This window comes from Bradyrhizobium sp. SBR1B (assembly GCF_014198205.1).
Classification (GTDB): Bacteria; Pseudomonadota; Alphaproteobacteria; order Rhizobiales; family Xanthobacteraceae; genus Bradyrhizobium.
Genome location: NZ_JACIHC010000004.1, coordinates 576856 through 589340 on the forward strand (window position 1 = coordinate 576856; position 12485 = coordinate 589340).

The 12485-nt window shown below is 61.6% G+C and carries 12 protein-coding genes; 7 read left to right on the forward strand and 5 right to left on the reverse strand.

The annotated features are described in order from the left end of the window. Positions 1 to 92 precede the first annotated feature (92 nt). Both GGD61_RS14465 and GGD61_RS14470 read left to right on the forward strand, forming a co-directional pair. Positions 93 to 779 carry a DJ-1/PfpI family protein gene (locus tag GGD61_RS14465; RefSeq protein WP_183230819.1) on the forward strand — a complete coding sequence of 229 codons (687 nt, stop codon included), beginning with the start codon at positions 93 to 95 and terminating at the stop codon, positions 777 to 779. A gap of 82 nt (positions 780 to 861) precedes the next feature. Continuing rightward, the gene (locus GGD61_RS14470) at positions 862 to 1581 is read left to right on the forward strand and encodes a DUF899 family protein (RefSeq protein ID WP_183230820.1); all 720 of its coding nucleotides are present in this window, start codon (positions 862 to 864) and stop codon (positions 1579 to 1581) included. A gap of 364 nt (positions 1582 to 1945) precedes the next feature. Here GGD61_RS14470 and GGD61_RS14475 read toward each other — a convergent pair whose 3' ends face one another. After that, complete coding sequence (locus GGD61_RS14475) at positions 1946 to 2353, reverse strand: NADH:ubiquinone oxidoreductase subunit NDUFA12 (protein WP_092262036.1); 408 nt, start codon at positions 2351 to 2353, stop codon at positions 1946 to 1948. 243 nt (positions 2354 to 2596) lie between these two features. On the opposite strand from GGD61_RS14475, the gene GGD61_RS14480 reads away from it, so the two are divergent. The 5 genes from GGD61_RS14480 (at position 2597) to GGD61_RS14500 (ending at position 8979) form a co-directional block, all read left to right on the forward strand. After that, positions 2597 to 3262, forward strand: a complete 666-nt coding sequence (locus GGD61_RS14480; protein WP_092262035.1) for a BA14K family protein — start codon at positions 2597 to 2599, stop codon at positions 3260 to 3262. A gap of 367 nt (positions 3263 to 3629) precedes the next feature. Then, positions 3630 to 4052 (forward strand): response regulator, encoded by a 423-nt coding sequence (locus tag GGD61_RS14485; RefSeq protein ID WP_018322990.1) that lies wholly within the window; start codon positions 3630 to 3632, stop codon positions 4050 to 4052. Further along, complete coding sequence (locus GGD61_RS14490; protein ID WP_018322989.1) at positions 4049 to 6307, forward strand: CHASE3 domain-containing protein; 2259 nt, start codon at positions 4049 to 4051, stop codon at positions 6305 to 6307. The genes GGD61_RS14485 and GGD61_RS14490 overlap by 4 nt, the downstream gene beginning before the upstream one ends. 275 nt (positions 6308 to 6582) lie before the next feature. Beyond that, positions 6583 to 7761, forward strand: a complete 1179-nt coding sequence (locus GGD61_RS14495; RefSeq protein WP_092262034.1) for a succinylglutamate desuccinylase/aspartoacylase family protein — start codon at positions 6583 to 6585, stop codon at positions 7759 to 7761. A gap of 846 nt (positions 7762 to 8607) precedes the next feature. Further along, positions 8608 to 8979, forward strand: a complete 372-nt coding sequence (locus GGD61_RS14500) for a hypothetical protein (RefSeq protein WP_092262033.1) — start codon at positions 8608 to 8610, stop codon at positions 8977 to 8979. Between the two features lie 93 nt (positions 8980 to 9072). On the opposite strand, the gene GGD61_RS14505 is transcribed toward GGD61_RS14500, so the two are convergent. The 4 genes from GGD61_RS14505 to GGD61_RS14520 all read right to left on the reverse strand — a co-directional run bounded on the left by GGD61_RS14505 (position 9073) and on the right by GGD61_RS14520 (position 12316). Continuing rightward, entirely contained in the window at positions 9073 to 9345 is a 273-nt protein-coding gene (locus GGD61_RS14505; protein ID WP_143109144.1) for a hypothetical protein, read from the reverse strand. 282 nt (positions 9346 to 9627) lie between these two features. Then, a complete protein-coding gene (locus tag GGD61_RS14510) occupies positions 9628 to 9921 on the reverse strand; it encodes a hypothetical protein (RefSeq protein ID WP_210311052.1) in 294 nt (97 codons plus the stop codon). A gap of 265 nt (positions 9922 to 10186) precedes the next feature. After that, a complete protein-coding gene (locus tag GGD61_RS14515) occupies positions 10187 to 10933 on the reverse strand; it encodes an alpha/beta fold hydrolase (protein ID WP_246785932.1) in 747 nt (248 codons plus the stop codon). Between the two features lie 408 nt (positions 10934 to 11341). After that, a complete protein-coding gene (locus tag GGD61_RS14520; RefSeq protein ID WP_092262030.1) occupies positions 11342 to 12316 on the reverse strand; it encodes an ABC transporter substrate-binding protein in 975 nt (324 codons plus the stop codon). Positions 12317 to 12485 lie beyond the last annotated feature (169 nt).

Sequence of the window (12485 nt, forward strand, 5' to 3'; positions counted from 1 at the left end):
GTATGTCCGAAATAGAGGGAATTATGCCATTTCAGACACAACCGCACCATGCCAATCTTCGCCCGTCAAGCTCATCTTTGGAGGATCTGCCGATGTCGTCACCGCTCCAGATTGGACTTTTGGTGTTCCCGCGCGTCACCCAGCTCGACTTCACCGGTCCCTTGCAGGTGTTCGCCATGGTGCCCGGCGCACAGCTGCATTTGATCTGGAAGCGGATCGAGCCGGTGCCGAGCGATTCCGTGCTGACGCTGACGCCGACCACGACATTCGCCGACTGCCCGCAACTGGACGTGATCTGCGTACCCGGCGGCCGCGGCACTGACGACCTGCTCAATGACGAGGAGGTGCTCGACTTCCTGCGCCGACAGGCCGAGGGCGCAAAATACGTCACCTCCGTCTGCACGGGATCGCTGGCGCTCGGCGCTGCCGGTCTGCTCAAGGGCTACCACGCCGCCACCCATTGGAGCGCGATGGAGATGCTGGCCCAATTTGGCGCCACGCCGACCAAGGCGCGTGTCTGCATCGACCGCAACCGCATCACCGGCGGCGGCGTCACCGCAGGAATCGATTTCGCGCTGACTCTGGTGTCGATCCTCGTCAATCGCACCACCGCGGAAGCGATCCAGCTCCAGATGGAATATAACCCCGCCCCGCCGTTCAATTCGGGCTCGCCCGATACGGCGCCGGCCGAAGTGATGACCTTGCTCCGGGAGCGCGGCGCGCAAAACCATGCACGGCGGCTCGAGGCGGTGAAGCGCGCGGCGGAGCGGGTGGTGTAGACGTTCCACTTTCGGCGACGGAACCGAGGTTTCGGGGGACGAGTTGAATGCGCACGAAACTCACAGCATCCGGAGCGCAATCATGGAGCACCTCCACTACCCCAACGAAAGCACTGAGTATCGTGCCGCGCGAAATGCATTGCTGGATGAGGAGATTGCCCTCCGGGCTCAGATTGAGGTCGTTTCTGCCAGGCGTCGCGCGCTGCCGCTCGGTGGCGAGGTGCCCCAGGATTACGTCTTCGAGCGCATCGGCAAAACGAGCATGCCGGAACAGGTCAGGATGTCGGAGCTGTTCGGCCCGCATGACACGCTGATCCTGTACAGCTTCATGTATGGGCCGGAGCGCGAGCTGCCCTGCCCCGGCTGCACCCATTTGCTTGACGGGCTCGACGGCGCCGCAAGGCATGTCGGCGAGCGTGCCGCGCTTCACATCGTTGCAAAATCGCCGATCGCGCGTCTCGCCGCCTGGGCCCACGAACGCGGTTGGGAGCATCTGTCGCTGCTGTCCACCGCTGGCAACTCCTTTGACGCGGATTACTTCGGCGACACATCGAAGTTCTCCAAGGGTATGCGCGCGCAGCACCACGTTCCCGAGGGGCAGAACTGGGACGAAACGATCTTCAACGTCTTCAGGAGAGCGAACGGCAAGATCAGGCACTTCTGGGGCTCGGAGATGAGTTTCGCGCCGCCCGCGCCGAAGCAGCATCATCGCGCCGGTGATCTGGTCGATCCGCTCTGGGGCCTGCTCGACATGACACCTGAAGGCCGCGGCGACTTCTTCCCGAAGGTGCGCTACGACTGAGGCGCACAAGCCGGCCGACGAAGCGCCTCAAAGAAAAAGGCCGCTCGGTTTCCCAAGCGGCCTTTCCTGTCTTACGGCGGCTGCACATTCACATCGGGCGATTTCGGACCTTCCAGACCGGGGGCCTATCTCCCGATCGAGTCCTTGTCGGCGGCCGCTGCATTTCGGGACAGTCGCGAGCTGTTGCCCGAACCGAACGCGATGGTTTCCCATCTCCGTAAGATGGAATCATTGAGCCGCATGGCTTGCGTGGCCGCAATGTCCGCGCAGGCGCCGTCCCCGCTGTTCCCGTTGTCCACAGCAGGGTGAGGCGGATGCGCGTGCATCCAACCGAACGATCGAGATTCGAGGAAGGACCGAAAGCCTAGCCAGGCGTCCAGGGCTGATAATCGCCGGTCGCCTTCGGACGCCTGCCGCTGGCAAGGGTCGAGCCCGAGGGCCGATAGGCCTTTACCGTGCCGGTAAGATTCGGCTGGTGCGGCTTTTCCCATTCCCGCGGCTGATAGTTGGCCTCGGTCGGCGGCACATCGACAACGTGATGAATCCAGCCGTGCCAGGACGGCGGGATCCGGCTGGCTTCCGCATAGCCGTTATAGACCACCCAGCGTCGCTCGAAGCCGAGCGTGGGATCGACCGCCCCGCCGCGGGTGCGATAGTAGAGATTGCCCTGCTCGTCCTGGCCGACCAGCTCTCCGTACCGCTTGGTCCAGAGTTGGGTGCCAAAAGTCTGGCCGTTCCACCAGGTGAAGAACTTGAGGAAGAATTGTTTCATGCGGCAAGGGCCCTGCTTCGTCGGGTCCTGATGCCATCCGGGCGGCGAAATGTCCAGTTCGGCGGGGCGGCGGTGCCCTCGGCAAATGCGCCGGCCTCGCCATGAACGCTGCCGCAAATCGGACGCGATCCGTTCATGCGGGGTACAGCCATTGAGAGCGAGGCTCCGTTCACGCGCAAACCGGCGTGATCCCAGGAACTCCAGCCCTTTCATAGGGTTTGCTTCCGGGAAAGGAGTTTTATCATGAAAAGTCTGAAAGTTTTGAGTGCCGCCGCAGCGCTGGCGCTCGTTCTACCCATGACTTCACCGAGCTTTGCACAGGGGCCCGGCGGCGGTGGCCGTGGCGGCGGTGGTGGCGGCCACGTCGGCGGTGGCGGTGGTGGTGCTCACATCGGCGGTGGCGGTGGCGGCGGCGCTCACTTCGGTGGTGGCGGCGGCGCGCGCATGGGTGGTGGCGGCTTCGGTGGCGGAGCACGGGTTGGCGGCGGCCCTGCGTTGCAGGGAGGTGGCGGCAGCTTCGCGGCCGGCCCAGCGGTCCGTCCGGGCGGCGGCACGTCCTTTACCGGCGGCGTCAGCCGTAACTTTGCAGCCGCCAACAGCGGCACCTGGCAAGGCCGCGGTGGCAACTGGAGCGGCGGAGGCTGGCATCATCATCATCGTCGCGGCGGCTTCTGGCCGGGCTTCGCGGCCGGTGCGGCGATCGGCGGGCTCGGCTCGTATGCCTATTACGGCGGCGGCTATTACGATGACCCCTACTACTATGGCGACAGCTACTATGATGAGCCGACCGTGGCGGTGGTGCCGGATAGCGGCGGCGACTCTGCCTATTGCGCGCGGCGCTACAAGTCATACGACCCGGCTTCGGGCACCTATCTCGGTTATGACGGCCAGCGGCATCCCTGCCCGTAAGACGGTCTGAACAATCGACGATGCAACAAACCCCATGGGCGGCGCCGGTGATGGCCGGGCGCCGCCCATGTCTGTTCTGCGAGCCGCTGCAGTTTCGCCAGTCGTCTTGCCGATCGCGTTCGGCCTCGCGATCCCTCGACTTTGCTTCAACCTTTCATCGAAGCTGCTCCCACTTCGCGTGCCGCGTGCGCTCACGGGCGAATCATGACGCATAGATGACGCGTGGCCCAAGATAAGGCACGGAACACGCGCCGCAGCCTATGCACCGCACCGTGCATATCTACCCCGATCCAATCCAAAATTGACCCGAGGCACGATTCGCGGATATCACCAATCACAGTGGGGACTTCGATTACTGGGAAGTGTCATGCCGCGTATTCTCGTGGTTGATGACGATCCGATGGTCGGCGCGACCATCGAGGTCCTCCTCCAACGTCAGGGCTTCGACGTCACGCTGGCCGACGGCGGCGAAACAGGACTGGCTGCGCTGGAAGCGCAGGCCTTTGAGGTGATGCTCGTTGATATATTCATGCCGCATATGCGCGGCTTCGAATCCATCCGCATCTTTCACGAGCGCGCGCCGGCTACTCCGCTGATCGCGATGTCCGGCTATGCCTTCGCCTCATCCGCCTCGCCCTCTCCCGATTTCCTCCGCATGGCGCTGGAGCTCGGGGCAACGCGCTGCCTGCGCAAGCCGTTCACGCCGGAAGCGCTGCTGACCACGATCCGGGAATGCCTCGCCGGTCCGGGCGAGAGCGCACAGCCGAAGGACAAGAAAGAAGCCCCTTGATCCCAACGCAGCGCGTCATTCTCGGTGCTGGACTTGCCATCCTCCTGATCATCACCGCGGCCTCGATCGCCCTCGACGTCAAGTCGCGGTCCGACGCGGCGTGGGTCAACCACACCGTCCAGGTGCAGAAGAAGATCTCCGATCTGCGCGTGCTGCTGCGCCGCGCCGAGAGCGCCGCCCGCGGCTATGAACTCTATCGCAGCCAGACGCTCGCCGACGAGTTTCAGGGCGTGCGGGTCCAGATCGCACCGGCGCTGGCCGAGCTGAAGCGCGGCGTGCGCGACAATCCCGATCAGGTCACGCTGCTGGAGGGCACCGAACCGCTGGCGCTGCGCCGGGTCGAGATCGCCGCCGAAGCGATGCGCCTGCGCGCGGCGAATGACCAGGCCGGCATTGCCGCGCTCAACAGCAAGGCCGAGGGCCGCGGCCTGATGGACACGGTGATGGGCAATCTCGACCATCTGAGCGCGGATGAAGAACGCCTGCTCACCGCGCGCTCCCAGGATTCACGCCGCACCGGCATCGTGCTGCTGGGCATCGACGTCGCCGGCGCCGTGCTGATCCTGCTGCTAGTGGCGCTGGTGATGCGCGAGAGCCAGCGCGCCACGGTGCAGCTGCAGAGCACGCTCGAGCAAACACAAGCCGCCAAGCACGCCCTCGAAGCGGCGGTGGCCGAGCGCACCGAGCATCTGGTGACCGCGCACGACGAACTGCGCCTGTCGGTCAACGTGCTGCAAAGCACGTTTCACAGCATGGCGGAGGCGGTGCTGGTCATCGACGCCGAGGGCAACGTCCTGCTGTCCAATCCGGCCGCGGAGCGCATGCTGCTGCATCGCGCCGGCATGAACCTGCGCAATCTGCGCGCGCTGTCAGATGTGTTTCACGGCGACGGGGTCACGCCGATGAAGGCCGACGAGCTGCCCTCGGTGCGCGTGCTGCGCGGCGAGAAGTTCGAGGATCTGGAGATGATCGTCCGCCCGCACAGCGGCAATGCTCCCCGCCATCTCATGATCAGCGGCCGGCCGATGCTGGACGGGCAAGGCGACATCACGGGCGCGGTGCTGGTCTATCACGACGCCACCATGTCGCGCGAGACCGAGCGGCAGCTGTACCAGTCGCAGAAGCTGGACGCGATCGGCAAGCTGACCGGCGGCGTCGCGCACGACTTCAACAACATGCTGACCGTGATCTCCGGCAACACCGAGACGCTGGTGGCGAGCCTGAAGCAGCAGCCCGAGCTCCAGCGCGCGGCGCGGCTGATCGACGATGCTGCCGAGCGCTGCGCCGAGCTGATCCAGCATCTGCTCGCGTTTGCGCGCAGGCAGCCGCTGCAGCCGCGCAACGTCGAGATCAACGCCGCGATCGCGGACATCGCGAAACTTCTGCGTCCCACCCTCGGCGAGCAGATCCAGATCGAGACCGTGCTTGAACAGGGGCCGATGACCGCGCATATCGATCCGTCCCGGCTCACCAATGCCGTGCTCAACATGGCGATCAACGCGCGCGACGCCATGCCGAACGGCGGCAAGCTGCTGCTGGAGACCCACCGCGTCGTGCTGGATGAGGCCTATGCACAGGCCCATGCGGACGTGGTGGCCGGCCCCTACGTCATGCTCGCCGTCAGCGACACCGGCACCGGCATGTCGCCCGACATCCAGCAGAAGGCGTTCGAGCCCTTCTTCACCACCAAGGAAGTCGGCAAGGGATCAGGCCTCGGCCTTTCCATGGTCTACGGCTTCGTCAAGCAGTCCGGCGGCCACATCAAGATCTACAGCGAAGAAAACCACGGCACCACGATCAAGCTCTATCTCCCGCCGGGCGAAGGCGCGGCGGACGTCGCAGCCGCCGCCGCGCCGCAGGTCGAAGGCGGCGCCGAGACCATCTTCGTCGTCGAGGACGACAATCTCGTGCGCAACTTCGTCACTGCGCAGCTCGAGAGCCTCGGCTACAAGACGGTTGCCGCGCCCGACGGCAAATCCGCGCTGGAATTGATCGCGGCCGGCCAGCCGTTCGATCTCCTCTTCACCGACGTCGTCATCCCCGGCGGCATGAGCGGACGCGACCTCGCCGACGAGGTGGCCAAGCTGCGGCCCGGCGTGAAAGTGCTCTACACCTCCGGCTACACCGACAACGCCATCGTCCATCACGGCAAGCTCGACGACGGCGTGATGCTGCTGACCAAGCCCTATCGGAGAAACCAGCTCGCCGAGATGATCAGGAAGGCGCTGGGCGGCGGGACAATGACGGCGAGCTAGGGCGTGTACTCATAAATCGGCGATGTCCGCCTATCCCCAACAACGGTGCAGTAGCGGACGTAGCAGGAGGTCCGAGAAGGGCCAGAAGTGTCGCCTTGGCGATGGCACGCCCGGTTTGCCCACGTTAGCGACCATCGAGCAGACACGCTGGCAGGCGCGAGTCGGGCCGATACCGAGCTACAGCGAGCCCGTCGTTCGACAAACCCATAGAGCCGTTCCAGAATGCTCGTTGCGCGCCGCAAGGGCGGTCCGCCAGCATCAACTGGAGCAATGCCATGACAGATCAGCGGAGCACCGATCGTCGCGACTTCATGCGTGCAACTACCCTTGCAGCCGTGGGGGCTGCATCATCGGTCATGTCTTCCAATCATGCTGCGGCACAAACCGCCGCCACCAAGCTGCCGGGAGGAACGGTCTACACCGGCAGTACTGTGGACGGAAAACCGGTAGTCAGCGCGCTCGGTATTGCCGACCTCGAGGCGGGAAAGGTTCATCGGCTCTTTTTCCGCGGCGTCGAAGGTCCATCAGGCCAGCCGTGGCTTGTATCTGTCACCGTCATGCGCGGAACAAGCCCAGGCAAACGGATCACTCTCACGAGCGGCGTCCACGGCGATGAAATGAGCTCGATCTATGCGGTGCAAGCCATCATCAACGGCCTCGACCCTGCCGCCATGAGCGGCGCCGTCATGGCGATATTCGATATTTCGCGCCCGGCGATAGAAAGCATGAACCGACGCTGGCCAAATTCCGGCCGAGGCACGGACCTGGTCGATATGAACCGGGTTTGGCCTGGCGACGAGAACGCCCCGAGCGCGCCGGCGCGGCATGCGGGTCTCCTGTTCAATCACCTGATCCGTCCGAACTCGGACTACGTTCTTGATTTCCATACCGGCGCGACCGGCCTCGATGCCGCCGACTTCCACCTGGCGAAAATGGACGTCCCCGAGATCAAGGCCATGGCGGAACTCTTCCCGATCTCCCAGATCTTTGACAACCCCGGCTATCCTGGGCTTCTCTCGGACGCGCTGTTCAAGGTGGGCATTCCGGCGTTCACGCCGGAGATAGGCAGTGCCCGAAAACTCGACCTGGCAATGATCCCTCGCTTCGTGGAGGGCACAATGAACGTGCTCAGGCTGCACGGCATCATCAAGAGCCCGATGGGACGGACGGGACGCGATACAAATGTCTTCGTAGCCAATGGTCTCATGCCTGTTGTTGCGACCTCGGGCGGAATTGTCGAGCATCTGACGAAGCTGACAGACAACGTCAAATCGGGCCAAAAAATTGCGATCCAGCGCAACATTTTCGGTGAGGTCGTCGCGGAATATACAAGCCCGATCGATGGTCAGATCGGCGGACTTCGCAGCGACGCCACTTCAGAGCCCGGAAATGTGCTTGCCTTCATTCTCTTCAACCGTCCGACTTCGGGCGGGGTTGAATTATACCCGGAGTAGGCGCGACCATCTGGAATTGGCCGTGGCGCGGCCGCGGTTTGTCGGATGGACTTCCATTCCACTTCGATAGGCAGCGCATCCAACGGAAACTTGGCTTCGATCGCGCCGTCGAAGATGCGACGCCTAGCATTTTCGAAGTCGAGAGTGCCGCACGTAAAGCGCTTGGCGGTCGACATTCCTGGGGCACTAACTGCAACCGGGTCTCACGATCGACGACAAGCGTGTCGCGAATGATATGGCAGTGGCCGCCAATCGTCGCGCGAGTTGAGGGAGACTCAAGCCAGAACAGCGTGCCCGTCATGGCTAGGAGGCGTACTCATAAATTGCGTTTATTCGGCAATCGCCGACTTCAGCTGATGTCCGCTTTTTGCTGCAAGACCAGACAACAGACGGTTTGGCGGCCATGTCCGCTAAGGGTCAAAAGCGGCCCTCAGGCGGCGTCACCGTGAACGTCCGCTACGGGCCAATAGCCGACCTCGCCAAGTGGCGCGCTATCGTGGTAATGTTACGCGGGATGCGTTCGGGCTCAAGTCGAGACCAACTCCATGAGAGATGAAAAGCCAAGGGGAGTTCTTAAACTCGTCAGCGGCAAGGCCGGCCCCTCGCACGACCCGGCGCCGATAGTCGCGCATGAGACGATGCGTAGCAGCGCCGAACTTGATCCGCTCGTTAGGCAGGTCGTGGCCAATGCCCCCTGATGAAAAGGTTTCGAGAGACTGTCGGCTGTAACGACGAAGCTCGAGTACGCGCCGTGATCGATGAAGTTAGAAGTTATGCCATCAGCATAGATCCCAATTTGACCTATGCCGAAGGCGCGAAACTCGCTCTTTTGCTTGCAGACTATCGATGAGCCAAATGGCCCGGTCGATCTTTCTCAAAGTCTCCCGGGGCGTGAGCCTGACTTGCTTATGCATCGTGGTGGTCGCCGTCGTTGTAGCCCCCTTGGAGCTTCTCTTTTATCCCTTCCTGAAATCCATCGGGTGCAGTTTGTCCGATGGACAGCAAGGCTTCACCTGCGACGGCTGGATCGGTGGCTTCACGTCGCCCGTTCTCAACCTGCCGATCCTGTTCAGTGACGCACGAGAGTTTACGTTTGGGCCTCAAGCGCCGTCTGGACGCGGAGTGGCGATCTATTTGTTCGACGGGATCTTCATTCTCGCGCTGGCGTATCCGCTACTGATACTCTTCGCCGGGAAAGGCCGCCGACGAGGCAGCTAACGTCCGCTTCGGGTCAGAAGCAGTCCTCCGCGACGCCGCCGTAAAGGCCAGCTATGGGCCATAAACCGACATTGCTAAATGGCACGATGACGATCATGGTCGTCCAGCAGACGGATAGAACCGCTTCAAAAACTCATCAATCTCGTTGTCGCTTGCCTGCCAACGTGGCCCACGTTCGCTTCTCAACAGGGACAGACCGAGGAGTTCTAACGGACAGCCGGCCATAAGCTGGAGCGCTCCTTTCTTCGCTATCCAGCGCTCCTCACCGTCCTTATCGATACGATCAACCGAATATCCATGTTCGATTAGCGTAAGGTATGCTGGGACTTCTGTATTGCCTGCTGCCGCAATGCTTTCGCCTGTCATCTCATTCCCCGTGGCAGGCCAGACAGGCGACACTTGACGATCGCCCTCATAAATCACAATCGACCTTGCCTGCGTTCCGCGATGACCGCAATGGGTCAAAGGCTGCCTTCGGCGACTCCACAATGGCTTTCCGCTCAGCCCTCGGAAGCGGACCGTGCGAAGCCAACAGGGGAAGTCAGCCACGGGCCAGAAACGGAAAGTGGCACGTCGGCCCAGATATCATCGATAAGCCGCGCCCTATGGTGCCCGGTCAGGATGAACCGACTCTCTAGGTAAGGCTGCTCACCCCCAATCACGAAAGGGAGCTTCGGGACGGCATTTAAGCTCCCAATGGGTGTTCTCGCTGACGTTTTCGTACTTCCAATCGATTTCGACGCTCTCGGTCAGCCGATCGATCCGGCCAGAGATGGTCGGCCTCCCATTCGCGTATTGGCTGCTGAACCCGACAAGCAAGGGAGTAATCTTCGTGATCGGTACGATCTTATCCTGGAACGACACTGTTTGATCGACGTCGTTCACAATGATGCTGAGATTGGAGAGGGGCGTAAATTCCAACTCTGCTCCGGGCTTACCCACCAACCTACTCGTTCCAGTGCAGCGTAAAGTTATTTTCGAGCTTTGCTGCTGCGCACCGACGGACTGCATCGATGCAAGCAACAGGAACACGCACACTAGTCTCATCGACGACAAGCCTCGTTGCTATGTCAGATGCTGTCTTCATGGGCTGGGATCATAGCTGCCGAGAACTGCCAGCGCAAAGGTCCGCTTTGGGTCACTTGCGGACTTTCGACCAAGCATCGACAAACGTCAGCTTTGGGCCAGAAGCGGTCATCCTCGGCCTTCAGTCACTGGCTAACGAGATGCTTCCGAAAGAACCGAATGACGCTCGTATCGAAGTCGCGATGAAAGGCTTGCCTATCGAAAGTTGGCGGGGTGTCGATGCAGATGCGCGGATTGGCCTCCGCCAGCGCAGGTGAGCAAGGCGCCAAAAATGCGTAGTGATCGGCCGGGACAACGTGAATTTCGGGTGCCCCGGTAGGATACCGGCCAAGCGGCTCGTGCCTCCCGCATCCACACCGTATCCACCCAACTCGGACCGCCAGACTTGCAATGGAATTTGTACGCCTTTCACGCTTTCCTGGGTGAAGGCTGTCGACAAGGCAGCATCGGCCAGCACAGCCGCTTTGATCCTCGTATCCCGCGGCAGGCTGGGCAAGCTTGCGCCGCTATGGAGTTCCGCACAGGAGCCAATCTTCGATGTGCATCGGGCAGCAAAGCGCTCCGTATCTGGATTGGCGCCTGCGAGCACTAGTCCGGTGTAGCCGCCTAGAGAGAAGCCGAAGAGACCTATTCTGTCATGGTCGACGACATCTCGGTCTTTCCAATCCTTTAGTAGGAAGTTCAATAAGCGGACCATGTCGGCCGGTCGCGATCCCCATACCGACAAAGTATCGCGTCGTGACGAATCGTTGGCGTTGTCTCCGGGATGATTGATGGCAGCAACTGCAAAACCAGCGTCCGCTAATGCTTCCGCGGTGTCGTGATGCGCTCCGAACCACGCACCTCGGCCGTGGGAGAAAATGACCAATGGCAACTTTGCCGGCGATATCGAACAATCCTTTACGCCCCTAAGACTCATAACTGCCGGTGGTGCAAGCTCGCCGAGTGGTACATCGCTCGGGTCGGCTGAGCACGGATACCAAATAGCGCCTTCAAGCCCCGGCCCCTGTAGGAGCTGAAGCCCAGCCCCTCGCGCAGGAATGGACAAAGAACACAGGATGAGAAAGCAAGACAAATACTTCGTGATCACTAAATGACCCCAATCGATAAACCTACTGCGGCAAGCAACATAGTAAGATTGTGTCAATATTCGCAGCAGTCTCCGGTTGTGTGGGAGAAATGTCGGCTTTGGGTCAAAAGCAGCCCTCAGGCGGCGTCACCGTGAACGTCCGCTACGGGCCATGAACGGACTCATGCACCGCCGCAATTTTCGTCGCTATTCGATCACCTCGTCGGCGCGGATAAGCAACGAGGGCGGCACGGTGAGGCCGAGCGCTTTCGCAGTCTTCAAATTGATCACCAGGTCGAATTTGCTCGGCTGTTCTACCGGCAGGTCGGCGGGCTTGGTGCCTCTGAGGATTTTGTCGACATAGCCGGCTGCACGGCGGTACAGATCGGCAAAATCGGGGCCGTAGACGATTAACCCCCCGAGGTCGGCGCATCGTCGGAACAAGTAGCTTGTCGGCAGATGATGTTTCGCGGCGAGCGCGACAATTCGCGGAGCCTGGAAAAAAGTTAGACCATCACCCAGATCGAGGACGGCATCGGCATGTTGGGCGGCGGCCGATGCAAAGCCGACGTCGAGTTCCTCGGCCGTCGTCGCTTCAACTGTCAGCAAGGCCACACCGAGCCTCTGGGCCGTGCGAGACAAAAATTCTCCGAAGTTAAGTCTGTGCATCGGATTGTTCGGATTGACCAAGAGCGCGATTTTCGAGGCGCTGGGGACGAGTTCCCTGAGGATCTCGAGGCGTTTCGCGCCGAAGTCATCGGGAACCATGGTCGCAAGGCCTGTTATGTTGCCGCTTGGTCGCGAGAGGCTTGGCACGATGTCGAGCCCCAGCGGATCGGCCACAGCCACGAAGACAATCGGAATGGTGGAGGTTGCTGATTTCAGGGCTTGCGCTGCCTGCGGTCCCGGGGCGACGAGCACATCGGGAATTAAGGCAACCAACTCGGCGGCCAAAGCTGGCAGACGATCCGGGGCATAACGATATTCGACAAGCAGGTTCTTGCCCTCGATCCAACCCTTCTCCCGCAAGCCGCTGAGCCATGCGGCATGAATCGGATCGCGAGCCGGCTCATCTGCCCAAACGCCAAGGAAACCCATCCGCCGAGGCTTCGTTTGGGCATGCAAATGGCTCGGCGGAACGAGCAGCGCCGCAGTGCCCGCTATGAACTCCCGCCGCTTCATTCGATCCTCATCGCAGATTGAGGACGATGGAACGCAGAGTATCACGTCTCGATAGTTGTTGCACTCACTGCGGGTAGATGCGGGGCGTGTGGGCGCAGGACCGCTTTGGGTCACAAGCCGTAGTATTCCGGCCGATCAGAAGATCTCCGCTCGTCCCTCAGCAGCGGAC